The organism is Dyadobacter sp. LHD-138 (assembly GCF_030929615.1).
GTDB lineage: Bacteria > Bacteroidota > Bacteroidia > Cytophagales > Spirosomataceae > Dyadobacter.
This window is the reverse complement of the sequence record NZ_JAVFVU010000063.1, coordinates 1-24,567: the sequence shown is the minus strand read 5'-3', so window position 1 is coordinate 24,567 and position 24,567 is coordinate 1. Positions and strand designations below refer to the sequence as shown.

The 24,567-nt window shown below is 43.3% G+C and carries 21 protein-coding genes; 5 read left to right on the top strand and 16 right to left on the bottom strand.

Annotated elements, in window-relative coordinates; all coding sequences use genetic code 11:
• Window positions 1–193: 193 nt before the first annotated feature.
• The 5 genes from RB622_RS28880 to RB622_RS28860 all read right to left on the bottom strand — a co-directional run bounded on the left by RB622_RS28880 (window position 194) and on the right by RB622_RS28860 (window position 8,294).
• Window positions 194–1,636 (bottom strand): efflux transporter outer membrane subunit, encoded by a 1,443-nt coding sequence (locus RB622_RS28880; RefSeq protein ID WP_308050307.1) that lies wholly within the window; start codon window positions 1,634–1,636, stop codon window positions 194–196.
• A 73-nt stretch (window positions 1,637–1,709) separates the two neighbouring features.
• Window positions 1,710–4,865 carry an efflux RND transporter permease subunit gene (locus RB622_RS28875; RefSeq protein ID WP_308050306.1) on the bottom strand — a complete coding sequence of 1,052 codons (3,156 nt, stop codon included), beginning with the start codon at window positions 4,863–4,865 and terminating at the stop codon, window positions 1,710–1,712.
• Between the two features lie 32 nt (window positions 4,866–4,897).
• Window positions 4,898–6,049, bottom strand: coding sequence for an efflux RND transporter periplasmic adaptor subunit (locus RB622_RS28870; RefSeq protein WP_308050305.1), 1,152 nt, complete (start codon window positions 6,047–6,049; stop codon window positions 4,898–4,900).
• A 234-nt stretch (window positions 6,050–6,283) separates the two neighbouring features.
• Window positions 6,284–6,700: a hypothetical protein gene (locus tag RB622_RS28865; protein ID WP_308050303.1), complete on the bottom strand. Its 417-nt coding sequence runs from the start codon at window positions 6,698–6,700 to the stop codon at window positions 6,284–6,286.
• Window positions 6,701–6,956: 256 nt separating this feature from the next.
• Entirely contained in the window at window positions 6,957–8,294 is a 1,338-nt protein-coding gene (locus tag RB622_RS28860) for an MATE family efflux transporter (protein ID WP_308050302.1), read from the bottom strand.
• A 247-nt stretch (window positions 8,295–8,541) separates the two neighbouring features.
• On the opposite strand from RB622_RS28860, the gene RB622_RS28855 reads away from it, so the two are divergent.
• Window positions 8,542–9,582, top strand: coding sequence for a GNAT family N-acetyltransferase (locus tag RB622_RS28855; protein WP_308050301.1), 1,041 nt, complete (start codon window positions 8,542–8,544; stop codon window positions 9,580–9,582).
• 65 nt (window positions 9,583–9,647) lie between these two features.
• Complete coding sequence (locus RB622_RS28850; RefSeq protein WP_308050300.1) at window positions 9,648–10,265, top strand: DUF1801 domain-containing protein; 618 nt, start codon at window positions 9,648–9,650, stop codon at window positions 10,263–10,265.
• A 68-nt stretch (window positions 10,266–10,333) separates the two neighbouring features.
• On the opposite strand, the gene RB622_RS28845 is transcribed toward RB622_RS28850, so the two are convergent.
• From RB622_RS28845 to RB622_RS28810, 8 genes are all read right to left on the bottom strand, one after another.
• Window positions 10,334–10,939 (bottom strand): HmuY family protein, encoded by a 606-nt coding sequence (locus RB622_RS28845; protein WP_308050299.1) that lies wholly within the window; start codon window positions 10,937–10,939, stop codon window positions 10,334–10,336.
• Window positions 10,940–11,019: 80 nt separating this feature from the next.
• Window positions 11,020–12,402, bottom strand: a complete 1,383-nt coding sequence (locus RB622_RS28840) for an HmuY family protein (RefSeq protein ID WP_308050297.1) — start codon at window positions 12,400–12,402, stop codon at window positions 11,020–11,022.
• A gap of 34 nt (window positions 12,403–12,436) precedes the next feature.
• Entirely contained in the window at window positions 12,437–14,713 is a 2,277-nt protein-coding gene (locus tag RB622_RS28835; RefSeq protein WP_308050296.1) for a TonB-dependent receptor domain-containing protein, read from the bottom strand.
• 287 nt (window positions 14,714–15,000) lie between these two features.
• Entirely contained in the window at window positions 15,001–15,528 is a 528-nt protein-coding gene (locus tag RB622_RS28830; RefSeq protein ID WP_308050295.1) for a YceI family protein, read from the bottom strand.
• A 39-nt stretch (window positions 15,529–15,567) separates the two neighbouring features.
• Window positions 15,568–15,918 carry a n-acetylglutamate synthase gene (locus tag RB622_RS28825; RefSeq protein WP_308050294.1) on the bottom strand — a complete coding sequence of 117 codons (351 nt, stop codon included), beginning with the start codon at window positions 15,916–15,918 and terminating at the stop codon, window positions 15,568–15,570.
• Window positions 15,919–15,936: 18 nt separating this feature from the next.
• Window positions 15,937–16,503: a DUF1003 domain-containing protein gene (locus RB622_RS28820; protein ID WP_308050293.1), complete on the bottom strand. Its 567-nt coding sequence runs from the start codon at window positions 16,501–16,503 to the stop codon at window positions 15,937–15,939.
• A gap of 52 nt (window positions 16,504–16,555) precedes the next feature.
• Window positions 16,556–16,939 carry a VOC family protein gene (locus RB622_RS28815; protein ID WP_308050292.1) on the bottom strand — a complete coding sequence of 128 codons (384 nt, stop codon included), beginning with the start codon at window positions 16,937–16,939 and terminating at the stop codon, window positions 16,556–16,558.
• A 69-nt stretch (window positions 16,940–17,008) separates the two neighbouring features.
• Window positions 17,009–17,818: a helix-turn-helix transcriptional regulator gene (locus RB622_RS28810; RefSeq protein WP_308050291.1), complete on the bottom strand. Its 810-nt coding sequence runs from the start codon at window positions 17,816–17,818 to the stop codon at window positions 17,009–17,011.
• Between the two features lie 424 nt (window positions 17,819–18,242).
• On the opposite strand from RB622_RS28810, the gene RB622_RS28805 reads away from it, so the two are divergent.
• Window positions 18,243–19,097, top strand: coding sequence for a cupin-like domain-containing protein (locus RB622_RS28805; protein WP_308050290.1), 855 nt, complete (start codon window positions 18,243–18,245; stop codon window positions 19,095–19,097).
• A gap of 78 nt (window positions 19,098–19,175) precedes the next feature.
• Complete coding sequence (uvrB, locus tag RB622_RS28800) at window positions 19,176–21,194, top strand: excinuclease ABC subunit UvrB (RefSeq protein WP_308050289.1); 2,019 nt, start codon at window positions 19,176–19,178, stop codon at window positions 21,192–21,194.
• Window positions 21,195–21,264: 70 nt separating this feature from the next.
• On the opposite strand, the gene RB622_RS28795 is transcribed toward uvrB, so the two are convergent.
• Complete coding sequence (locus tag RB622_RS28795; protein WP_308050288.1) at window positions 21,265–21,804, bottom strand: 5' nucleotidase, NT5C type; 540 nt, start codon at window positions 21,802–21,804, stop codon at window positions 21,265–21,267.
• A gap of 130 nt (window positions 21,805–21,934) precedes the next feature.
• Here RB622_RS28795 and RB622_RS28790 point away from each other — a divergent pair, with 130 nt between their 5' ends.
• Window positions 21,935–22,708, top strand: a complete 774-nt coding sequence (locus RB622_RS28790; RefSeq protein ID WP_308050287.1) for a DeoR/GlpR family DNA-binding transcription regulator — start codon at window positions 21,935–21,937, stop codon at window positions 22,706–22,708.
• A 2-nt stretch (window positions 22,709–22,710) separates the two neighbouring features.
• On the opposite strand, the gene RB622_RS28785 is transcribed toward RB622_RS28790, so the two are convergent.
• Together RB622_RS28785 and RB622_RS28780 are read right to left on the bottom strand one after the other, a co-directional pair.
• Entirely contained in the window at window positions 22,711–22,866 is a 156-nt protein-coding gene (locus RB622_RS28785; protein WP_308050286.1) for a hypothetical protein, read from the bottom strand.
• A 557-nt stretch (window positions 22,867–23,423) separates the two neighbouring features.
• Window positions 23,424–24,203 (bottom strand): 3-hydroxyacyl-CoA dehydrogenase, encoded by a 780-nt coding sequence (locus RB622_RS28780; protein ID WP_308050285.1) that lies wholly within the window; start codon window positions 24,201–24,203, stop codon window positions 23,424–23,426.
• Window positions 24,204–24,567 lie beyond the last annotated feature (364 nt).

Genomic DNA, 24,567 nt, shown 5'->3' with positions numbered 1-24,567 from the left:
TACATAATTCAATCTGATAACGCTCTGAGCTTTTGATAGAAGCATAAAAAAGATAAAACATCACGAAAGCCTATACAAAACAAAGAGGGCGCCTCAATTCGAATTTGAGACGCCCTCATTTTTTTGTGAAAAACCAGTGTCATAGGCACGACCGATTTTGTAGCCATGGATTTCAATCCATGGAAAATGATTTTTATTCCCAGCCTCCGCCCAGCGATCGGTACAATTCAATCAATGCAAGATGCTGATCTTTCTGAACCTCCGTTAGTGACAATTCCGCTTCCAGAACGCTTTTTTGCGCCATGATAATTTCCAGATATGTGGCATAACCGGTCAGGAAAAGATCACGCGAAGTAGCAACAGCCTGTTGTAAAACATCCACTTCCTGCTTTTTGAAATCAGATAGTTTCTTTGTATTGTCTATTTTTTTTAGGCTCGTACTTACTTCCTGAAAACCGGTGAGAATTGCTTTGTTATAGGCGTACAACGATTCGATGCTTGCCGCTTCCAGACGTTTTTGTCCTGCCTTAAGCACTTTTCTGTTAAAGATAGGCGCAGCCAATCCGCCTAAAGCACTGTAAGCGATGGAACCTGAGTTGAACAATAACGAACCTTTAAACGCATTGAAACCCAACATGGCGGTAATGTTCAAAGACGGAAGGAAAGCAAGCCTGGCCGCCTGCAAATCCGCGTGATTGGCTAACAGTTCAAGTTCGGCCTGTTGGATATCCGGACGTCTGGTAAGCATTTTAGAGGGTATTCCAGCCTGAACCCGTTCAGACAAGTTATCGTCCAGCCTAACGCCTCTTTGTATCTTTTGAGGAAAACGCCCCAGTAAAAGATTCAGGGTGTTTTCGGCTTCCACAATCCGCTGGTTAATCTGTATTTCCAGACTTTGGGTATTCAACAACTGCGCCGTGAATTGACGTACACCAAGTTCATTGGCCCTGCCGCCTTCTTTTTGTATTTTGATATTTTCAACCGCGGATTGTTGCAGGGTTATATTCTTTTGAATAATAAGCAATTCTGCGTCCATAGCCAGCAGCTCATAATAAAGCCTGGCAACTTGCGCGATCAGGCTCGTTGTTACAAGATGTTTTCCTTTTTCAGAAGCCAGGAAACGGGTATAGGCTGCCTTTTTCTGCGTTTTCAATTTACCCCAGATATCAATTTCCCAGGAGCTCCTCAACCCGGTAAAATAATCCGGCATAAAGGGGGCTGGTAACCTTCTGTTTGCATCGATGTTTTCTGAAAAATTGGTATCATAATTGCCGACACCATCCATCGTGTAATCGCCAAACTTCCTGCCGCCGCCTGAAACCTCGGCATTCACCGATGGCAACATGGCTCCTTTCGCGATCATGATATTGGCTCTGGCCATTTCAATCCGCTGAACAGCCATTTTTAGATCGGGATTGTTTAACAAAGCCGTATCAATCAGTGCAACCAGATTGGGATCTTTGAAGAAATCCTTCCACCGTACTGCCCCGATCCCCGTGGAGTCTGTCTGACTTTCAAAAGTTTCAGGCGCTTTTATCGATGAAGCATGCTTTACAGGCTGCATTACTTTACACCCGCTCAGGCCTACAATTGCGGTGGCAAGAAGGGTGCTATAAATTCTCTTATTTGTTTTCATCCAATGAATGCAGTTAATATAAATTGGCAGTTATGATTACATAATCATAACTGCCTGAATAAGCTGGTCTGAATTAATGGAGCAAAGCTTCCTCTTTTTCCAGTTTTGGGGAAGAAGGTTTTTTAGGGAGTGCCAGCGTTGCAAAAAGCACGTACAGTCCAGGGATAATAATGACTCCGAACAACGTTCCGATTAACATCCCTCCGGCTGCCGCTGTACCAATAGACCTGTTACCCAGCGCACCCGCGCCAGACGCGATACAGAGCGGAATAAGACCGGCAATGAATGCGAAAGAGGTCATCAGGATAGGACGTAACCTTTCCGTTGCTCCTTCGAGCGCAGCTTCCAATACGGTGCGCCCTTCTTTTTGCCGGAGTATGGCGTACTCGACAATCAAAATCGCATTTTTCCCGAGTAGCCCAATCAGCATGACCAGCGAAACCTGTGCGTAAATATTGTTTTCCAGTCCCAGCAATTTCAAGGCCAGGAAGGCTCCGAAAATACCTGTCGGCAAGGAAAGAATTACCGGAAGTGGCAATAGGAAGCTCTCATACTGCGCAGCCAGGAGAAGATATACGAACAGCAGACAGATCATGAAAATATAAACCGCCTGATTTCCTGAAAGGATTTCCTCTCTTGTCATCCCGGACCAGTCATAGGTATAACCTTTTGGCAGGGTTTCTTTGGCTATTCTTTCAACGGCTTTAATCGCGTCCCCGCTACTGTAACCCGCTGCTGCGTCCCCATTGATCATCGCAGAGGTAAACATGTTGTATCGTGTCAGCTGCTCCGGCCCGTAAACCCTTTCCAGTTTGATGAAAGTTGAAAAAGGTACCATTTCACCGCGGTTATTTTTAACATAAAGTTTTAAAATATCCTCCGGATTTTTACGCGCACTCGGCTCGGCCTGCACCATCACCTTGTACATCTGCCCGAAACGGATAAAGTTTGAGGCATAAAAACTACCGACAAGCGTTTGTAAAGTACTCATTGCATTATCAACGCTCACCCCTTTTTTTGCAGCCATATCCGCGTCCACGTGGATCATGTATTGTGGGAAGCTGGCGTCAAAACTTGTAAAGGCGGCATTGATCTCGGGGGAGTCTGCCAGTGCTTTTATGAAATCATTGGTAACTTTTGCCGTTTGCTGTAAATCGCCTTTTCCCGTGCGGTCCTGTAAACGAAGCTCAAAACCACTGGAATTACCGAAGCCTGGTACGGTCGGTGGAGGGAAAAACTGTATATCGGCGTCGGTAACATGCTTGGTTTTTTCCTTCATCCGGGTAATAATATCCTGCACAGAAGCGGTGCGGTTTTCCCAGGGTTTCAGGTTAATCATTCCCATACCGTAGGAAGCCCCGGCCGATTCGGTCATTAAACTGTAACCAGCCAAAGTCGCAACGGATTCAACCTCTTCAAAACTTTCCGCTACTTTCTGGATTTCATCCAAAACTACTTCGGTCCGTTCAACGGTCGCGCCAACAGGTGTGGTTACGTTGACATACAACATCCCCTGGTCTTCAGTTGGGATAAATCCGGTAGGCAAAACACTATTGACTCCCCAGGTTCCTACACAGAAAGCAATAAGGAGGCCAATCGTAACGGTACGACGGTTGACAATGGCTCCGAGCAATCCGCGGTATTTATTTGAAATAGAATCATAGCCCCGGTTAAAACCATTGAAGAACTTTTGCAGGGGCGTATTTTTCTGGGGGATACCGTGGGTATTTTTGAGCATCAGCGCACACAAGGCCGGCGTTAATGTTAACGCATTGATACCGGAAATAACAATGGAAATCGCCAGTGTAACTGAAAACTGCCGGTAGAAAATACCAACCGGACCCGACATAAATGCCACCGGAACAAACACGGCCGACATGACCAGGGTGATCGCAATAATCGCACCCGTCATTTCCCGCATCGCTTCAATGGTGGCGTCCATGGCGTTGAGATGTTTCTCAGCCATTTTTGCATGGACGGCCTCGACGACGACAATCGCATTATCGACGACTATACCAATGGCCAGTACCAATGCAAACAGTGTCAGCAAATTGATTGAAAAGCCGAACATCTGCATAAAGAAAAACGTCCCGATCAATGCCACAGGTACGGCCAGCGCCGGGATAAGGGTTGACCGGAAATCCTGAAGGAATATATAAACAATGATAATAACCAGAATAAAGGCCTCAATCAGGGTCCTGATTACCTCATCGATTGATGCATCCAAAAATCTTGACACGTCATAGGAGATCGTGTAATCCATGCTTGGCGGAAAAGAAGTTTCCTTCAGTTCGGCAACACGTTTTTTTACATTGGCAATAACGTCACGCGCATTGGAGCCCGGACGCTGTTTCAGCATGATCGAAGCCGACGGGCGTCCGTCAGACTTGGAAGTCATGTTATAATCCAGTGAACCAAATTCGATCTCTGCGACATCTTTCAGCTTTAAAACAGAACCGTCGGCATTGGCTCTGACCACAATATCTTCATATTGTTTTGGCTCAAACATTTTACCTGTATAGCGCAAAACATATTGCAGCATCTGGGTTTCCTTCCCAGAACTTACACCCGTTTTTCCGGGAGCTGCTTCCACATTCTGACCACGAATGGCCTCAATTACTTCATCTGCTGACACATCGTAACCAACCATACGATCCGGTTTTAGCCAGATACGCATGGAATAATCCTTGCTTCCCATGATCTCGGCAAAACCGACACCATCAATTCTTTTTAGTTCGGCAAGTACGTTGATATCGGAAAAATTATAAACAAAACGCTCGTCAACGGCGGTGTCTGAGCTCATGATATCCAGATACATGAGCATACTGTTTACCTCCTTTTCAGTCGTTACACCAGCCTTGATTACTTCCTCAGGAAGTTCGTCAATAACGGTTTGCACACGGTTTTGAACGTTCACCGCGGCAAGATCGGGATCGGTTCCTACTTTAAAGGAGATAGAGATAAGCGTAACCCCGTTATTACTTGAAACGGATGACATATAGGTCATTCCCGGCACACCATTGATCGCTCTTTCGAGTGGTGTGGCCACGGCTTTGGCGCAAACTTCGGCATTGGCGCCGGTGTACTTTGCAGTAACTACCACCGAAGGCGGAACGATGTCGGGGAACTGGGTTATTGGCAATTCGGTAAGTGCCAAAATTCCCAACAGGGTAATAAAGATCGATATGACCAGTGACAGCACTGGCCGTTTTATGAAAGTTTCAAACATAAGATTTAATTCAGATAAGACTCGGGAAATTATTAACGCGCACTAAGCTCAATTCCCTTTGCTGCTACGTTCAGGGTGTCCATGGAAACCGTTTTTGGGTTGATGGTCACGCCGTCTTTTAATCCCTGAATTCCTTCATAAACAATTTTATCGCCGGCTTCAAGCCCCGATTTTACTACGTAATAAGTTGATGTTCTTGATTTTGGTACGAAACTTCTGGTTTTTACTTTATTGTTTTTGTCAACAACATAAACAAAACTCTTGTCCTGAATTTCAAAAGCAGCCTTCTGAGGTATCAAAATCGCATTATCGAGCGTGTTGGTCAGGCGGATTGTGCCCGTAGAACCATGCTTAAGCAACTTTTCAGGATTGGCAAACTTTGCACGGAAGGCAATGGAACCAGTACCTTCGTCAAACTCACCTTCCATTGTTTCGATGGTTCCTTTGTGGCGGAAATAAGAACCGTCGGCAAGTTCCAGTTCAACAACGGCGTCTTTGCCGGTCGTTTTTCCTCTTGCTTTTACATATTCAAGGTATTCGTTTTCCGACACGTTGAAATAGGCATAGATATTCCTCGTGTCAGAAAGTGAAGTCAGTAACGTTCCTTCGTTGATCAAACTGCCTATTTTGAAAGGAAGACGGTCTATCATCCCATCAAAAGGTGCTTTGATCTGGGTTTGGGCCAGTTGTATGGCCGCGTTGGATTTCATGGAACGCGCTTCCTCAATTTTTGCCGTTACCGCTGCGTATTTAGCCTTGGCAACTTCCAGTTCGGTTTTGGAAACTACATTTTTTTCTACGAGCATTTTTACCCGGCCGACTTCAAGTTCTGCACCTTTGGCTTCCGCTATGGCACTTTGCAGGCTGGCATTTGCCTTGGCAAGTTCGGCGGCATATTCTTCACTATTAATACGGAAAAGTATCTGTCCCTTTTTTACTTCTTTTCCTTCATCTACATAAACCTCTTCAAGATATCCTTTTACACGGGCATAAATTTCAACATTTTTGACCGCATGGATATCACTCACATATTCCCTGTGAAGATCTGTTTTTTGCTCCTTCAATTCCGTCACAGGGATCGTCGGTATGGAGTCTTTAAGTTCTGAAGCGTCTTGGCTTTGTGTAGCGCACCCGGTTGCGAACAAGCTGATACCTAACAAAAAAGACCAATTGTAATTTTTCATGATGCGTAGTAAGTAATTGAAAATTAATAGGATAAAAGGGCTTTGGATTTGTTTTAGCGCATGGTTTTAGTTCCGTGAATGGTCACGGAATAAATGACGGGTCCAGGCAAAATGAAATATGCCTTGTTACGCAGACATTTTCATGTCTGTTAAGTCCCTGAAAGAAAATTTGCGGCTAAAAAATAAATGATTGCAGCAAGAGGTTATCCTGCGGCATCGTTTTGCGGCTGGGTGTTAGAACGGGCAAAGACGATGGAGGAAACTGTAATAGTCCGGCAAGGTAAGTAATCCCTTAATGGAACCGATAACCTGCGTGGTGTAATGCCTTACGAATGATTTAGACGAAAAATGAAAGTATTCAGAAGGAACGGATTCAAAGGAAATAAAACGGTAGCTCGAAGTCCGGTGCCGTAATAAATCCGTGATGCTCTCTTTCCATTCAAATTCATCCGCCTTAACAAAGGTCTGTTTCAGGCAAATGGAGTCATCAATTTCAATCGTATCTTCCTGTACTTTTGGGAAGACGGAAAAAGAAGAAAGACGTTTTATTCTTAATGTAGATCTGCATGACGCTTCTGCCTGTTCGGAGAACAGCACAGAGGCAAGAATCTGCCCAATACAAAAAAACAATACAAAAGTTCTTTTTAACATGGTGCTGACTGCTATCAGTACATTGAAAAATTCATATTTTTATAATGAATTCAAGAATGGTTGGCACTAATTAGTTGGAAATACAATAATGGAATCCAATTGTTCAAATATAATAATTCAAATGGTATAACCAAATTTTTTGAGTTGTTAACGACTGTTAATAGAATTTAATATTTTTCTAATAACGAGCAATTGTACGGTGCAGATGCCAGGGGGCTGTGATTTTTTAGTGAGAGGTAACAGGTTGATTATCTTTCTATTCGTAAATATTTATTGTCTTTAATTTTCTGAAAAATCGTATCGTCAGTAAAAGTGCGGAAACAGTAAGTCCTGCAGATAGCCCCAGCCAGACTCCTGTGACGTTCATATCGGCATGAAAAGCCAGGATGTAACTTAGCGGAAGGGCCAATACCCAATAAGCGAAAAGTGTAATAATTGTAGGAATGTTTACGTCGGCAATGCCGCGAAGAGAGCCAAGCGCAGTGACTTGTATGCCGTCAGAAAATTGGAAAAATCCGGCAATGATCACAAGACCAGTGGCGATGTTGGTAACGTCAGCATTATCGCGGATGTATAAACTTACAAGCCACTCATTGGCAGAGAGGAATAGCAGGCAGCTTAATCCCATCAGCAAGATGGTTGTAACAAATGCGGCGGATCCGGCACGTCTGACGGCGTCAAGACTTTTTTGCCCTAACGCCAGGCCAACCCGGATACTGCCAGCCGAGGCAATGCCTGTTGCCATCATATAGGTGGTAGACGCGAGATTGATTGCAATTTGATGGGCCGCAAGCGGGGCTTCCCCCAGCCAGCCAATCATCACGACAGCGGAGGCAAAAGCTGCGATTTCAAAGAAAAACTGGAATCCACCCGGGACGCCCAGGCGTAGAATTTTTTTGATCAGTTCATTTCCTGAATCCTTAAAGTTTTGGAAATTAAAATAAGGTTTAAAAAATTCCGAGCGTTTTATATAAATCCAAATCGCGATTGCCATGAAAATCCGGGCAAATAATGTGGCAATAGCTGCACCGTTGAGTCCTATCCATTTGATGAAAATATAGTTGAGTATCAGATTGATGATGAGTGCAGAAACCGTGATGTACATCGCTACTTTCGGATTTGCCAGGCCGTCACAAAGTTGTCTTTGTGCTATAAAGAGAAACAACGGAATATTTGAAATAACCAGAATAATCATAAACGGCTTTGCCAGCATGGTAATCTGGGCTGTTTGTTGGAAAATATCGAATTGCCAGGCAACCATTAAACTAACCGTTCCTAAAATCAGCCCTAAAAGCAAAGCAGCTTTGATACCAGCATTGTAAAGTTTATTGATCTCTGCTTTATCGTCCCGTCCGTTCGATTGCGCGACAAGAGCCGAAACAATGGAAAGTGAGCCAATGCCGATCGAGCAGATCATGTGGGTGATGGAGTTGGCCAGACCGGCGGCGCCAAGAGGAACAGCGCCAAGCATCCTGCCAACCATGATATTGTCGGTCATACCCATAAGGACGACGCCAAGCTGGGCAACAACAATGGGAATACTTAACCGGATCGTATCTTTTAAATCCTGTTGATATAGTTTGAAAGGAAACATTTAGAGATATTTAAGCAAAATTGCCCATTCTGTAATCGAAAATCTACCCGAAAGTAATATTTAATTACCTGCCTGTTACTTTTAGATTTGTGTACGTTTTGTCCTGGTTATGTAACTTAAAAATAAAAAGAGTGCATCTAATGAATTTTTTGATTACAAAATGTATATTTCGTAATCTATAATGAGGTTGTTTAATCGTTTGAAAATCTGAACGTTACTTTTTGGTTTACGTGGCGTTTTTGTATGTATGAAAGTATTTAGGATAAAGACACGGCGGTTTGTTTTAACAAAAATGACGGCCGCCGATGGAGACAAATATTTCAGATTAAGTAATAATGCAAGGGTAATGAAATTTGTGACGGGTTTCGCATTGAGCCGTCATGAATCCGACGAAATGTTAAAGCTTATTCTTAAAGAGAATGAAACGGACACGTATTTTGGAAGGTATTTAATTGAGGATCGGAAAACGGGAGAATTGGTTGGAGCGGCTAAACTGGAAGCTTATGGTGAGGAGGTAGAAATTGGTTACCGCATCATGGAAGCATATTGGGGGCGGGGCGTAGCCACCGAAATCGCGAAATACCTGATCGGTTTTTCCGTTCGCAAATTTAGGGTACCAGCGGTTATTGCTTTTGTAAATGTGGAAAATAAGGCCTCAATCCGGGTTCTTGAAAAAGCGGGCATGTGCAATATGGAAAGGATTGAAGATATTGATGAGGTAAAATATAAATTCAGTTATTCACCTAAAACTAATCCAATTATGAAAAAAGCGCTCTACATTATCCTTGGGTTACTCGCCATTTTTATCATTGCAGCCGTTTTAATGCCTAAAGACTACGCGGTCGAGCGGGAGATATTGATTGATAAACCGAAACCTGAGGTCTTTGCCTATTTGAAATCCCTGAAAAATCAGGATAACTGGAGTGTGTGGATGGCCAAGGATCCCAATGTCAAAAAAACCTTTAAAGGTACGGATGGAACGGTTGGCTATACGTCCAGATGGGAAGGGAATGACGAGATCGGAACTGGAGAACAGGAAATCAAGAAAATTACCGAGGGAGAACGGATTGACACGGAACTGCGATTTATCAAACCTTTTGAATCCACAAATGACGCGTATATGACGACCGAAATGGTTGGTCCGGAACAGACGCGGGTGAAGTGGGGATTTTCAGGGAAAATGCCTATCCCAATGAATGTGTTTTTGCCATTTATGGGCATGGAAGATTCGGTTGGAAAGGATTTTTCCGACGGGTTGAAAAATCTGAAGAAGATTCTTGAAAATTAGCATCAGAGCGTTTTGCAGCGATACTTGAAATCGCCCGTTTTCTTAATCAGAATTTTAACTGACACATGGGTACGAAAGATCCGAGAATTGATACTTACATTGTAAAATCAGCCGATTTTGCTATTCCGATACTGGATTATTTAAGAGAAATCGTGCACGAGGCCTGTCCCGATGTGCATGAAACTATGAAATGGAGTATGCCTTTTTTTGAGTACAAAAAATATAATTTGTGCAACATGGCATCCTTCAAAAAGCATTGCGCATTTGGTTTCTGGCTGGGCTCGCTGTTAACAGATCCGGATCATGTACTGGCAAGCGGTGCCGAGAAAAATGCCATGGGACAGCTGGGCAGGATAACGAAAATTGAAGATCTGCCTTCGGAGGAAAAACTTGCTGGTTTTATTCACGAAGCGATGACGTTGATTGATAAGGGTGTTAAACCGACAAAGGAACCTGCTTCAAGAGAGCCAAAGGAACTGATCGTTCCGGAAGATATCACGGAAGCCGTTGCGGCCAATCCGCTTGCTTCGGAGACATTCGGGCGTTTCAGTTATTCGCAGAAAAAGGAATACGTGGATTGGATCACGGAAGCAAAAAGCGAAGCGACCCGGAATAAAAGGATGGAGCAGGCAATCGACTGGATGGAGGAGGGGAAGCAGCGTAACTGGAAGTATCAGAAATAATTATCTTGTTGATAGCCGTTCATGACTGATCAGGTTATGAACGGCTATTTTAGTTTGGCTCACAGGTATCAGAATTTACCGTTTTCGTCAGCCAGAACATATCTGAACGTATAGTACTTGGATTCCTCGGTGGGTACTTCTTCGGGAGCACCTTTGTAATAACTGATAAATTCAATTTTGGCAAACTTGCCTTCTGCTGTTTTAACAACGATAGTCCGGCCAACAATCGGAAGAATGGCATGAACGCTCATATCATATTTATACCATGAGCTCCCGCTGCCGCTCGCAATCGCATTGCCGGAGGCGCCGTCGGTTTTATAGCCCTCTTTTGGCGCTTCGGAAAGTGAATCGAAAGGTTTTTCAAGAATAACTGCGCCGCCTTGTCCGGGGCCACTTGTTCCGCCGTTTACCAAAATCGTAGTTCCGCTGAATGCAAGATCCCATTTGCTGGTTTTTGCGTCATCTTCAGATACTGTCAACCCTGTGCCCAGGCTGAAATAGTTATAGGTATTTGGTTTGGCAGCTGCACTGAAATCTTTGATCACACGGATCTCGGATTTTGTTGTTGCGGCTGTGAAGATTTCTGTTCGGGCTTTTTTTTGATAACCTGAAAGAGCCTCTGCGTGAGCCGGATTGATGATGGCTGAAACCGAAAGAATGAGTGAAGTAAGCATTTTTATCGTTTTAAATCCAGAAATCAGAGAGAAAGGTACGAAACCTTATCTCTCTGATGAGTCGGAATAGTTGAAAATGATCAGGCTCCTTTTTTAACCAGTTTGTATTCCAGTTTTGGCTTGCCTCTTTCACCGCCGTCGCTGGCGTGGAAGTTGATAAATCTAAGTTTGTATACATTCCCGGAAGCGTCTTTGATGACATAAAAACGATCCGTTTTTACACCCACCGTGCCGCCGGAAGTTACTCTCCATTTCGAGCCGATCACATCGCGGTCAGCGACGAAAGTGGTTGTGCTGATATTGCTTTCCGCATAAGCATCGTATGTGGCGGTTGATGTCAGTACTTCTGCTGCCGTTACACCCGCGTGATGGTTGATAAACACAAGGTCAGAGAATGCATAGGGCGTGGTTCCGGTTAAATACAGACTGTAACCCCAAACGATATCCCAACGTGCTTTTGCTGGCTCAACGTTGACCGCTGTACCTTTTTCCAGGGAAGCAAACTGGAAATTATAAGTCGCATCTTTCGTAACATCAAGTGTTTTAAAAGTTGTCTCATTCAGTTTGGCATACTGAAGTGTATAACCGGTTCCTTTACGCAAAATACGTACCTTGTAAATTTTGTCAACCGCAAGTACGGAGCCAGATCCGCCAGCGCGGTTGATCACATATACCTTGTTTTCTGCCTCCGTTGCTGAAATTTCTTTAATAGCCGTTTTTGTAAGGGCGCCTGTTACGTCGTCATACAAAGCAAAAGTTCCTACACCCTGACCAACGGCCAATGTGGTAATGTCGATATCTTTATCGGAAACCGCGTTGATATCGGATTTGTTGATCTGAACCGCCGTAGCGCCATTGGCATTGTTAAGAATAACACGGAAATCAGTTCCGCTATTGAAACCGAGATCCCAGCTGTCGCGTAAAACCGGTGTTTGTGTATTACCGCTCAAATCAAGATAAACAGAGTTTCCTGCCGCTGAACCTGCCTCACCCGCAGCGATTCCGTTAAGCTGGATAGAAGTTCCTTCCGATATGATGGCTTTAAAACTTAATTTAAGCGCTGTGTTGGTGCCCACGAGAACAGGCGAAGCAACAGAAGCTATTTTGAACTGAATGGTTTCATCCCCGTTTAAAAGTACGCCTGTTTTTTTGAGAACCTTGAAAGTAGCACTGGTCTGTCCCGCCGGAACCGTCAAAGCCAATGTGTTGTTGGTTGCAGCCGGTTCGGTTGTAAATTGGGTGCCGTACGTTAACAGCGTAGGCGTAAGTGCAACGGAAATAGAGACAGCCGATTCGGCAGCTCTGCTTAAATTGACTTTTACATCAACACTTTCGCCTTCAAAACCTTTTGCAGTGGATTCAAACGAAGCAAGGTTGTCCGGTAGTGGCGGATCATCATCGCTGCATGCGCTGAATATTCCCAAGAATGCAATGACGAGTAGAGGTTTGATTAATCTGTTCATAATTGTTTGATTGATTTAAAAAAGGGTAATGAGATTAGTGTCTGAACCATTGAATATTCAGACCAAGAAAATAGGAACGACCGGTGAAACCCGGGCCGGAAGCATCGTGTCCGGTACCGATTGTGGTATTCTTAATGGAAGTAAGGTCAAAGAGATTTTTCGCACCACCGATCAGGCTGACGTATTTGCCAATTGTTTTGGTAAGGGTTAGGTCGGCCATATTATAGCCGCTGATTTTCCTCAGACTTGCCGTGACCGGAGTTGTGTTAAGAATAGCATAAGCAGGTTTTTTGCCGCTGTATTTATAGAAAAGGTTAACGGTAGCTCCGATCTTAGGAAAGCTGTAAAGGAAGTTGGCATTGATTTCAGGAGACCAGACAAATTCGGGAAGGCTCTCATCCAGTTCAGCATCTTCACTGAATTCATTGTAGCTGCCAATGTAAGTGGCACCCAGGCTGGTGGTAAGGTTTTTCCAATAGAATTTATTGTCCAGACTGACACCCGTTGTTTTGAACAAACTGATGTTTAGATAAGTCGTTTGCGTTGGATTGTTTGGATCAAATCCGGTATCAATACGGTCGTGAAAAACATTGTAAAAACCGCCAAGGGTTGAGGTTACCCTCAATTTCGAATCCTCAATTGCCCGCCACGTCAGGAATGTATTGAAACTGTTGGAGTATTCCGCTTTCAGGTTTACGTTACCATTAATCGAGTGTGAAGCGTCGTGAAAATCAAAATACAATTCACGCAAGGCAGGTGAGCGGAAACCTCTCGCATAACCCATACGCAGGTCAAAGGATTTGTTCAGGTCAATTTTGGCGTTCAGGGACGGGATTACCGGAGGCGCATCATAAACGGAGTTTTTGATCAAACGGACACCTGGACTCAGCTTGATGGATGGTGTGATTTTCAGTTCTGATGAAAGGAAAAAGGCATATTCATTGATGGTTGGGGAACCCAAAATACGCTGCCCGCTGCTATTGTTGTTGCTGATTTCTATACCCGGAAGCAGGGAAACTTTGGGATTGACTTTGTAAAGCGCGGTCCCCCTGAAAAATAAAGTCGTGAAAATGGATTTGTCCTGACTGGCGGCGTCAGTCGAAAGTGTGCGTTTGCCCGTACTCAGGTTAATATTGGTGCCTAAAGTGCGACGGCTATAATCTGTGAAAGAGAGAGCGCCGCTGAATCCCAGTTTGTCATTTACCTGATATTGTCCTTGTGCCTGATGAAACCATCGTTTGGTAATATAGTCTTTGTCGGAAGCTGCCTGACTCCCGTCCGTATTATTTCTGATTTGGCCCAAATATTTTATTGTTTCGTCCGTTCCATTGAAGCGATACCAAAGGTTCCATTTTTCTTTTGAGTATCCGATTCCAGCCATGTAAAGCATTTGTTCTTTGGGCATCCAGGCTTTTATTCTGCCCGTAGAATCGCCCTGCCAGCCACCGAAATTATTGCGGGTAACATTTCCTGATACATGAAACCCCTGCTTCTGCCAGGTTATTCCCAGATTCTGATTGTGCGCGCCGTTTTTGCTAAAAGCATTGTATTCATCACCGACGGTTTCTTCCTGCGCTCTTGCCGAAATCGTAAGATTATCTTTTCCATCACTCTTTTTCGTGATCAGATTGATCACACCCGCCAGGGCATCCGTACCATAAATAACCGACATCGGGCCTTCTACGATCTCTATACGTTCGATGGTATTGATATCAATCTGTCCAAGACTTTCACGTGTGGCGCCACGGTCTACCAATGGAATTCCGTCCAGTAAAATTTTTACGCTTTGGCCTGTCATACCCATAAGCTGGATATCGGTGGTGCCTAAAGTCGGGTCATTGGAAAAGCGTATGCCAAGTTCTGTATTCAGGATCGTTTGAATATTGGTTGCGCCTCTGAGCTTGATATGTTCGCTGTCAATCGTTCTGACCTGGAATACGGAATTGCGCAGCGACTGTTTTCCAAATTGACCGGTAATTACGGCGTCTTCCAGCACGATACCGGATTCATTCAGCTGTATAGCATCCAGAATCGCCGGGGTGTTTTCGGAAATTTGCACCGGGATTTCCTTTTTTTTATTACCCAATATGCTTACGAGCAGCGTATAAGTTCCTATTGGCGCCTTTATTGCAAATTTCCCGCTGGCGTTTGTCGTAGTTCCGTATTTGGTATCTTTTAGGGAAACAGGTACTCCTTCAAAAGATTTTCCGTCCTGTGTCAGGATCGTCCCTCTGATCTCTCCAGTCTGTGCAAAAACGTCTTGCGCATAGGATAAAATGAACATACACAAAAGTGCACAAGAATATTTCATTGGAAATTTATATCTATTTAGACCAGTTATATTTTACAAATGAAAGGTTAATTAGACTAATTACAAAATAATGTACCGATAAATATTTGTCAATTTTTTCTGAATTGAAATCTTGCGAGGATTGTGAATGAAATCCCTTGCTCCGGGATTAAAATCCCGGGCTACAAAATCGGTCGTGCCGATGGTACTGGAAGGTTTACGAGAATATGTTGGAAATGAAAAGAGATGTATTTGTCGCTGATCTAGTCAGTTCACAAATGCATCTCTTCCTTTTTGTTGGCTGTTATTTATTTGATAACGGCTTTAATCGTCACGGTTACTACGTCTTTCAATTTCCAGTTGCTTTCGCCTACTTTATAGTCAAGCCGGTTGATATCAAAAGTACTGGACAGGGCATAACTTCCATCTGCATTTTTCTTGGCTTCAAATGGCAAAGTTACCGTTTTGGAAACATCTTTGATCGTCAGCGTCCCGATGGCCTGATAATTGGCATCTTTCTTTTCAACCTTGGAAGACTTGAAATGAATTTCAGGATATTTGGCAACGTCAAAATATTTACCACTTTTCATATCCTTATCCCTGGTGTTGTTGCCTGTTTTAAAAGTAGCAGCAGCCACCGTCAGGTTAAATGCGGATGCATTCAGATTATTTGGATCAAAAATGGCACCGCCTTTGGGCGCGTCAAATGTGCCGTTGCAAGTCCCCAGAATAAACTTTACACTAAAATTAGTAGACCCGGAAATCACTTTGGAAGTCTGAGCCTGTGCTGCATAAACAAGCAGGGCGAAGAAAAATGTTAAGATTTTGACCTTCATGATACGTTCGATAAGATTGTCTTCGTAAAAATGAACTGCTTAGTTTCCGGCAGTTAGCTCTTCCAGAATAGAATTCCCGTCAGACAGATCCCCGGAAGTCCACTGCCATTTTTCATGTAAACGAATTTTTTCGTTTGGTAATATTTCAGGTGTTGATTTACAAATGCCCGTTGTGATTTCACCACGGTCGTTCACCTGATGATAACGCATATCCAGACAACCGTTTTCATCCACAAGCGCAATCAAATGTCCCTGTCTTATATTTTTACCTAAGTAGTCGGAAGTCAGGAGATTGCCCGTTTGCTTGTATTTAAATTGCATTTTAAGATCAACTTCACCATTTTCAGAATTGGATAAGGGAATGAAAATCTTGCCGTCGTAATTAATCATGATGGTAATGCATGTGGGTTATAAATTATTTTTGGCGCAAAGGCTGTCGACACGTTCCGTCAGCTTTTTGAGTAATTCAAGCTGTTTTGCCTGTACTTCAAATAACGTTTTTACCTGCTCTTCTAGCAAGAGATCCATTTTCTGATGCAGGCTGCGGACTTCCAGCTCGGCTTTCATATTGATCAGATAATCATTTTCAGCCCTGATTCTGTCTTTTTCCTCCTGCCTGTTCTGGCTCATCATAATGATTGGCGCTTGCATGGCGGCCACGCACGAAAGTATCAGATTCATCAGAATAAAGGGATAGGGGTCAAACTGTTCGGCTTTCGGAAGAGTCGAATTGCAGATGATCCAAACGATCAGAATAGCGCTGAATATGATAATAAATGCCCAGCTTCCTCCAAATCGTGCAACTTTGTCCGAAACACGCTGGCCCTGTGTTAATATTTCCTGAGGCGGATGCGCGAGATTGTCAATAATGAGTGCTTCTTCCCGAAAAGCCTTGGTTGCAATGCTGTGTAATTTTTTGAGCTGCTCGTTTTGATTGTCGAGAATATCATCGACTTCTTTTAATGTTTCAGCCATCTTTAATTCGAAAATTTTATTTTAAAAGTACGAATTAAAGATGGCTTGAGGGTTATTTTACGGAAGTTATCCACCAAACATTTTCGCAGGGATCGGTTACGCCGCAGCTGCGTCCGTAGTCCTGGTTTGCGGGTTCCATGATGGTTGTGGCGCCTTCGGAAAGGGCCTTTTTGTAAGTTTCGTCAGCATTATCCACGTAAATAAAAAGATTGGAAGTTGCTGTTTTCCATTGGTCGGTGCTGTCGCAAAACATGATCGTGCTGTCATTGATCCGGATTTCGGAATGCATCACGACATCGGTATTGTCACGCATTTTCGTGAATGTTACTTCCGCGCCAAATACATTTTTCGTGAAATCGATGAATTTAGCCGCCGATTTTAGCATTAAATACGGCATAATCGTCTGGTGGCCGTTAGGCATTTTTGCAGTGCTCATTGTTTTTTTGTTTTAAAGTTTATGCAAATCTATCATGGCCCGACAGCCGGAAATTGGAAAAACGCGACATTAAGCCTCCCGGTATTCCGCTCCTTCTGCTTTGCCGGAAAAGAAAGATTTTGGATGCTGACCCGAAAATTCCTTGAAATCATGTATGAAATGCGATTGGTCGTAATAACCGCAGTCATATGCTATTTCGGTAAGTGATTTTTCCTGATCGCCATACATTTCCAGCGCCGACTGGAACCGTACAATCCGGGAGTATAACTTGGGGCTGAAACCCGAAAATGCCTTAAATTTCCGCTCAAACTGCCTTGTTGACAAGAAACTCTGATCCGCGAGCTGCCGAACGTTGGCAATTCCCTTGGTGCGGATGATATAACTGATCGTGGAGAAAACGGCTGGTTCTTCACGATAATTTTGGGTGATCCGCTTTTCCAGGAAATCGGAAATGATGACGACACGTTCTTCATTATTTTTCGCCAGCATCATTTTTTCTTCCAGAAATTTTCCTTCATCGCCCAACAGCGTTTGTAAATCAGGCATTTCGTTGCTCAGTTCATCAGACGGCATTGAAAATAGGAGCGGCAAGGCAAAAGGGTAAAGATAAACACCGAAAATACCGAAGTTTTGCCGGACGATAAACCGCCGGAAATGCTGGGCCTGGCCGTGAAGCCCGGAATGAAAGGAGGTTTCTGTTTTATTTGTTGAAAAGATTTCGTCAAATGGAGTTTGGTAGTGGAATATCATTTCAGCGCAGCCGTCTGCCATAACCCGATGAATGTAGGGTTTGTCAGGATTTACATCGTCTTCTAATATCCAGAAGGATCTTACAAAACGGGCAAGTTTTGGAGACGGCGGTATGGTTAAATATTTCATCGGACAGTGAGCAAACCGTTAACGAAACCATTCAATATTTGCCAGTGAAGATACGTTTATTGATTGGTAGCCTGTGTGATTATTGTCATTTTTTTTATTTCAATTTGGGTATAACTTGCAGGGATGTACCGGAGGTAGTTGTCTGGCATGCAGGTGATCCGGTAAGGTTTATCTGAAATAATTTTGGGTATATTTCCAATTTCCTTTAATACATTTGGTGTAGTTTTTAGTGTAACGGTATAAATTTGTCAAAACAAAATCTCTGCGAACGGTGCCAAATCGGACCAGTTGTTTTTGAAATGTTGATTTTTTAGAACTATTACCCGAATTTGAATTGTTATTGATAACAATTGGTAAGATGGTCGGAAGACTATAATATAATTTTTCTTACACAGTCGATTACTCATTATACTCAGTTTCTGTCATGAAATTAGTGCCAATAGAAAAACGTACCGGACTTACCCGCGAAGAATTTATTGAGAATTATTTAAAACCAAGCCGTCCTGTTGTTTTTACTGATTTAGCAAAAGACTGGCCGGCCATGCAAAAATGGACTTTCGAATGGCTTCGTGACAATCATGGACAAATCGATGTGCCTTTGGTGGATAACCACATGCATGATGCGGATAAGTATTTTCAGATTGCCAAAACGATGAAGTTTGGCGAGTATCTTTCGCTGATCGAGAAGGGGCCTACGGATTTGAGACTTTTCCTTTTTGATATATTTAAAAAAGCGCCTTCGCTGACAGACGATATCCGTTTTCCAACGATCATGGACGGATTTTTAAAGTACTATAAATTTGTATTTTTCGGAGGTGAGGGGTCGATTACCAACCTGCACTATGACATGGATTGCTCCAATGTATTTTTGACGCAGTTCCATACCCGCAAGCAGGTTATTTTATTCTCTCCGGAAGAAAGCACAAGACTTTATCAGCATCCGTTTACGGTAATGAGCAAAGTGGATCCGATTAACCCGGACTACGAACGTTTCCCTGCTATGAAAGGTGCAACCGGTTTTGAAACAACTTTGTTACACGGCGAAACGATTTTTATTCCTTCGCTTTGGTGGCACTATATCCGTTATATCGACGGCGGTTTCAGCCTTGCATTGCGGGCGAATAACTCTGTTTTTACGGCTGTACGCGGTGGCATGAACCTGGTTCGTCACACTTTTGTAGATAAAGGAATGGCGTCACTGCTGGGAATTGGATGGCAGCATTGGAAAGAGAAAAAAGCGGTAGAAAAAGCGCAACAGCTTATTGCGCAGGAAGCATAGAAGGAATTCTGACGCATTCCAAAGAAACTATTTTATCTTTGGAATGCGTTATGAACTGTATTCCTTTTATGTTTAGCTATGAATTTTGAGCTCATTTCAGATTACCAGCCTACGGGGGATCAGCCTGAGGCTATCAGACAACTTTTACAGGGAATTGCCGCAGGGGAACCTGCTCAAACGTTACTTGGGGTAACAGGTTCCGGAAAGACTTTTACAGTCGCCAACGTGGTGTCGGAAATAAACCGGCCGACTTTGGTGCTGAGCCACAACAAAACATTGGCTGCCCAGCTTTATGGTGAGTTCAAGCAATTTTTTCCGAATAACGCGGTTGAGTATTTTATTAGTTACTATGACTACTATCAGCCGGAAGCGTTTATTTCCAGCACGAATACGTACATTGAAAAGGACCTGATGATCAATCAGGAAATTGAAAAGCTCAGGCTTCATACGGTGTCCTCGCTCATGAGCGGGCGTCGGGATGTGCTTGTGGTGGCTTCGGTTTCCTGTATTTATGGCGCAGGAAATCCTAATGAATATAAGAAAAGCATTGTTCGGGCCGCGGTGGGGGATATTGTCAGCCGGAATCAGTTTTTATTCCGTCTGGTAGAAATTCTTTATAGCCGAACCGAGGTTGAATTTAGCCGTGGAACGTTCAGGGTGAAAGGTGATACAGTCGATATCTTTCCAGGTTATGCGGATTTTGCATACCGGATTATCTTTTTTGGAGATGAAATTGAAGAGATTCAGCGCATTGAGCCGGAAAGCGGGAAAAAGATTTCTTCTGAGAAAATCATAGCGATTTTTCCTGCGAATCTTTTCGTGACGGGAAGGGATGTTCTTACCCAGTCCATGAAGGAAATTCAGGATGATCTGGTAAAACAGATTAACTATTTTACTAGTAACGGGCGATTGTCTGAAGCGGAAAGGGTTAAAGAACGTACGGAATTTGATATGGAAATGATGCGGGAACTGGGTTATTGTTCCGGCATTGAAAACTATTCGCGCTATTTTGACAGACGTATACCGGGTCAGCGCCCCTTTTGTTTGCTGGATTATTTCCCGGAAGATTTTCTGATGGTTGTGGACGAAAGTCATGCTACCATGCCGCAGATTAAAGCGATGTGGGGTGGTGACCGGTCGAGGAAAGAGGCGCTGGTGGAGTATGGTTTCCGTTTGCCGTCTGCTCTGGATAACCGCCCGCTGACGTTCCAGGAGTTTGAAGACCTGACGCCGCAGACAATTTACGTGAGCGCGACACCTGCTGACTATGAACTTCGCCGTTCTGACGGGATTGTGGTTGAGCAGATTATTCGTCCAACTGGATTGCTGGATCCTGAAATTGAAGTGCGTCCAAGTCTCAACCAGATTGACGATTTACTGGAAGAAATAAACATACGTATCAAGCAGGGCGACCGGGTTTTGATCACGACTTTAACCAAACGTATGGCGGAGGAGCTGAGCAAATATCTGGATCGGGTTGGTATCAAATGCCGGTATATCCACTCAGAGGTAAAATCGCTGGATCGGGTTGAGATTCTGCGTGAACTGCGCCTCGGTATTTTTGATGTGCTGGTTGGTGTAAACTTGTTACGGGAAGGTCTGGATTTGCCGGAAGTATCACTGGTGGCGATCATGGATGCGGATAAGGAAGGATTTTTGAGGGATATCCGTTCATTGATTCAAACGATTGGACGGGCGGCGCGTAATGAAAATGGCAAAGTGTTAATGTATGCGGATGTCATAACGGGTTCCATGGAAACTGCGATTAGCGAAACCAATCGGAGACGGAGTATTCAGCTCGCCTATAATGAGGAGCATGGCATTACGCCAAAAACAATTCTGAAATCGAAAGAGGCTATTATGACTCAAACCTCGGTTGCTGATTCGAAACCAAGGAAAATATATGTTGAGCCATCCGAAATACGAATTGCCGCTGATCCGGTGGTACAGTATATGGGTAAAAATGACCTTCAAAAGCTGATTATTGAAACCCAGAAAAAAATGGAAAGTGCGGCAAAAGATATGGACTTCCTGGAAGCGGCAAGGCTAAGGGACGAACTGCTGCAATTGAAAGAGCGGGTGAAAGAGAAAGTTTAGGTATTTAAATTTTGATTTTTTTCTACAAGTATTTCGGTGCTCTGCACCTGAAAACTTGTAGAAAAAATGGCTAAACAACCCCAACATGCTCCCGCAATAAATTAACCGCTTCAACCCAGTTGTTAACCCTTGTGTGTTTGGTGACATTGATATTATGTCCGGCAGTGAAAAGAATCGGCATTCCTTTGTGAAAATCCAGATTTTTTAAATGGTCATCTATTAAAAAATCGGTCCCAATCACACTTTTATCTCCGCAGAAAATTATATTCTTCCATGTAATAAATGGGAAATGTTCGGCCAGCCAGTCGTATTTTTCAGGCAATGAATTTGGGAATTCCATGGCTGCCGAAACGATATAAACTTCAAAATCTTCCTGTAATTCTTTCAATGCCTCAATGGCTCCTTCAATAACCGGTGCATCACGGAAAAAACCGGGCTTGTAAATAAGGCTTCGCGCGGCGGCAGGATCAGGGAATGCAAAGTCTTCCGGTTTTCCCAGTAATTCCTCCTTCTCAACCCGAACGCCATATTCCTGTTCGTATAAATTAATCCAGTTTGTCTCAATATCTGCGATGACATTGTCCATGTCAATGGCTACTGTTTTTTTCATGTTTATGTTTTTTATTAAATTTCTGATCAAAGAATGAAACAATATGTTGCTGTTATTTGCAATTTAATGCTGCAAATATAAGTATATATTGCAATAATTCGCAATATTAAATCGAGATAAATATTTATATTTGCAAAAAGTAGAACGAATAACGATGTTAAAAGAGGAGCGGTTTCAGGTTATACTGAATCAATTGGGACAGGATCAAAAGGTTCTTTTATCCGGGTTAAGTAATATTTTAAAGGTTTCCGAGGATACGGTACGAAGAGATATCAAGGAACTGGCGGATCAGGGATTGTTAAAATCCGTGCGTGGCGGGGCTGTGCCGCATGCGCCGGGTCCGCACAATTTTAAGGAAAGGGTGGAATATGGCAATGAACAGAAAAGAGTGATCGCCAATAAAGCATTGAAATTTTTGAGAGATGGGCAAGTTGTCATTTTCGATGGAGGAACTTCGGCGATGCTGATTGCACAGGCTTTACCGAAAGATATCCGTTTGACGGTCGTAACCAATAGTTTTCCTATCGCCAGTATTTTGGAAGAGCATGATAAAGTGGAAGTGCTGTTTGCAGGGGGAAGACTTTTGAAAAGTTCGTTCGTAACGATCGGGCATGAGACGATTCAGTATTTTAAAAAATTCAGAGCGGATATATGTTTTTTTGGAATTTGCAGCATCCATGCAGAACTGGGAGTGACCGGTCCCGACTATGAGGAAAGTGAAGTGAAAAGAGCGATGGTTGAATCTTCGCGAGAGGTTATTGCGCTTTCGACCATGGAGAAACTGGGAACGGCGGAGGCTTATTATATTTGTCCGACCAACCAGTTAACGACCATTGTAACCGATCAGCCGGACGATATGATTGACTTTAAAATTTACAAAGAAATGGGGATCAGGATGGCTTGACCCTATTCCTGATCTTCTGAGGTTTGCTCGATTTTGGTGAAAGTGTCATCCATCGTTTTCGTTTCCTGATTTAAAACGTTGGCAAAACCCAGCATATAGGCAATGGTGAAATACCTGACCCACTTGATGGTCTGGAGAATTATTTTATTGATTTTCATGATTCCTGAATTGACTAAATAAAACATACCGAGAGCCTGTCTCCATCGAAAATAGGATATGGTAAACCGTTTACTTTCGGAATAAAGAATTTTAGATAAGGGACAGAAGAATTGTCTGCTTACGAAATGAAATCATCGTCGCCGGAACATAAAGTTCTGCGTTGGAAGTAGAGAAATGAATTCGGAAGTGAAAATGAAGAGACCGTTGCTTGTTTAATAAAAGCAACTTTAAACAGGCTATTCAGCGTCCGGGATAAGATATTTATTTTAAGTGATTGTGTGCTGTGGTTTTGGAGCGTAATACGCTTTTGGAAAGAAACAGGATATTTGGCAATCTGTTTTGTGTTCCCAAAAATTCTAGTGTCCGAGTGGACAAACGCAACAACATATGGTTTACCGATTGACGGGCCTTCCTGAAAATGAGAAAATCCTGTTGACAGCAACAGGAAAAACAGCCAATGAAACATCGGTGTTTTAAATCTGGTCTGCTGGATGGAAATCATAGTCAATGCGTTATTTCATAGCAAGATACGCCAATTTACTATTAGTTTCAATTTTTACTTCGGTCCCATTCTTATAGCACCGTCCAAACGAATCACCTCACCATTTAACATCGGATTTTCAACGATCGATTTTGCCAGCAAAGCGTATTCAGAAGGTCGGCCGAGGCGTGACGGGAAAGGAACCTGTTGTCCTAATGATAATCTGGCTTCTTCGGGTAAATCCATCAGCAACGGCGTTTCAAATAATCCTGGTGCTATGGTCATAACCCGGATTCCTGTCTTGGAAAATTCACGTGCTATGGGTAAGGTCATGCTTACAATACCGCCTTTACTAGCTGCATAGGCTGCTTGCCCGATTTGTCCGTCGTAGGCTGCAACGGAAGCCGTGTTGATGATGACACCGCGTTCGCCTTCTTCATTGGGGGCGTTTTTCTCCATTACAAATCCGACAAGTCGTATCACATTAAATGTGCCTATTAGGTTTACTCGGATTGTTTTTTCAAAGACATCCAAAGCATGCGGGCCATAAACGCCATCAACTTTTCCAATGGTTTTACGCGCAAGGGCGATGCCTGCACAATTCACCGCGATTTGGATTGAGCCAAATGTTTCCAAAGCGGCGCCAAGCGCCAGCCTTACCTCGACTTCATCGGAAACATTAGTTTTAAAGAATCTCAGTTGACCGGAAAACTCCTTTTCAAGCGCCTCTCCGGAAGTTTCATTTAGATCAAGGATAATCACCCGTGCACCATGCGACAGGAACAAACGTGCGGTGGCTTCGCCAAGGCCGGAAGCACCGCCGGTGATGAGCGCTGTGGAATTTTGTAGTTGCATGAAGTGTAAGAAGCTTATTTGGTTTGCTAAGTTACACAGAGCTTCACAGAGAAAAAAGGAGGGCCACAGGGAAAAACTTTCATGGTCATCCTTTTAAATTGTACCGAATCTGAGACCTTGTATCTAATACGTAAGAGATCAACATAAGTTACACAAGCACAAGAAAAAGGAGTTTCACAAAGACAAAACCATCTCTGAAAAACTCCTTTTTACTCTTCTAACACTGCGTTTCCTTTATGATTTATGGGAGTGTAATCTAAACTCTGTCTGGTCGTCAAAGTTGATTCAAATTTAATTTTTCTTTTCGATTTCAAATGTTTTTTTTGCTTGCTATTGAGTTTGTCAAGGGCGGCTGAGGCACGAA

What these genes read in the sequence shown, in the direction of transcription:
- RB622_RS28780 (WP_308050285.1), bottom strand. Translation starts at nt 24,203, where the DNA reads ATGCAACTACAAAATTCCACAGCGCTCATCACCGGCGGTGCTTCCGGC.
- RB622_RS28865 (WP_308050303.1), bottom strand. Translation starts at nt 6,700, where the DNA reads ATGTTAAAAAGAACTTTTGTATTGTTTTTTTGTATTGGGCAGATTCTT.
- RB622_RS28815 (WP_308050292.1), bottom strand. Translation starts at nt 16,939, where the DNA reads ATGAGCACTGCAAAAATGCCTAACGGCCACCAGACGATTATGCCGTAT.
- RB622_RS28795 (WP_308050288.1), bottom strand. Translation starts at nt 21,804, where the DNA reads ATGAAAAAAACAGTAGCCATTGACATGGACAATGTCATCGCAGATATT.
- RB622_RS28785 (WP_308050286.1), bottom strand. Translation starts at nt 22,866, where the DNA reads ATGAAAATCAATAAAATAATTCTCCAGACCATCAAGTGGGTCAGGTAT.
- RB622_RS28855 (WP_308050301.1), top strand. Translation starts at nt 8,542, where the DNA reads ATGAAAGTATTTAGGATAAAGACACGGCGGTTTGTTTTAACAAAAATG.
- RB622_RS28810 (WP_308050291.1), bottom strand. Translation starts at nt 17,818, where the DNA reads ATGAAATATTTAACCATACCGCCGTCTCCAAAACTTGCCCGTTTTGTA.
- RB622_RS28880 (WP_308050307.1), bottom strand. Translation starts at nt 1,636, where the DNA reads ATGAAAACAAATAAGAGAATTTATAGCACCCTTCTTGCCACCGCAATT.
- RB622_RS28805 (WP_308050290.1), top strand. Translation starts at nt 18,243, where the DNA reads ATGAAATTAGTGCCAATAGAAAAACGTACCGGACTTACCCGCGAAGAA.
- RB622_RS28845 (WP_308050299.1), bottom strand. Translation starts at nt 10,939, where the DNA reads ATGCTTACTTCACTCATTCTTTCGGTTTCAGCCATCATCAATCCGGCT.
- uvrB (WP_308050289.1), top strand. Translation starts at nt 19,176, where the DNA reads ATGAATTTTGAGCTCATTTCAGATTACCAGCCTACGGGGGATCAGCCT.
- RB622_RS28860 (WP_308050302.1), bottom strand. Translation starts at nt 8,294, where the DNA reads ATGTTTCCTTTCAAACTATATCAACAGGATTTAAAAGATACGATCCGG.
- RB622_RS28830 (WP_308050295.1), bottom strand. Translation starts at nt 15,528, where the DNA reads ATGAAGGTCAAAATCTTAACATTTTTCTTCGCCCTGCTTGTTTATGCA.
- RB622_RS28850 (WP_308050300.1), top strand. Translation starts at nt 9,648, where the DNA reads ATGGGTACGAAAGATCCGAGAATTGATACTTACATTGTAAAATCAGCC.
- RB622_RS28875 (WP_308050306.1), bottom strand. Translation starts at nt 4,865, where the DNA reads ATGTTTGAAACTTTCATAAAACGGCCAGTGCTGTCACTGGTCATATCG.
- RB622_RS28825 (WP_308050294.1), bottom strand. Translation starts at nt 15,918, where the DNA reads ATGATTAATTACGACGGCAAGATTTTCATTCCCTTATCCAATTCTGAA.
- RB622_RS28820 (WP_308050293.1), bottom strand. Translation starts at nt 16,503, where the DNA reads ATGGCTGAAACATTAAAAGAAGTCGATGATATTCTCGACAATCAAAAC.
- RB622_RS28840 (WP_308050297.1), bottom strand. Translation starts at nt 12,402, where the DNA reads ATGAACAGATTAATCAAACCTCTACTCGTCATTGCATTCTTGGGAATA.
- RB622_RS28870 (WP_308050305.1), bottom strand. Translation starts at nt 6,049, where the DNA reads ATGAAAAATTACAATTGGTCTTTTTTGTTAGGTATCAGCTTGTTCGCA.
- RB622_RS28835 (WP_308050296.1), bottom strand. Translation starts at nt 14,713, where the DNA reads ATGAAATATTCTTGTGCACTTTTGTGTATGTTCATTTTATCCTATGCG.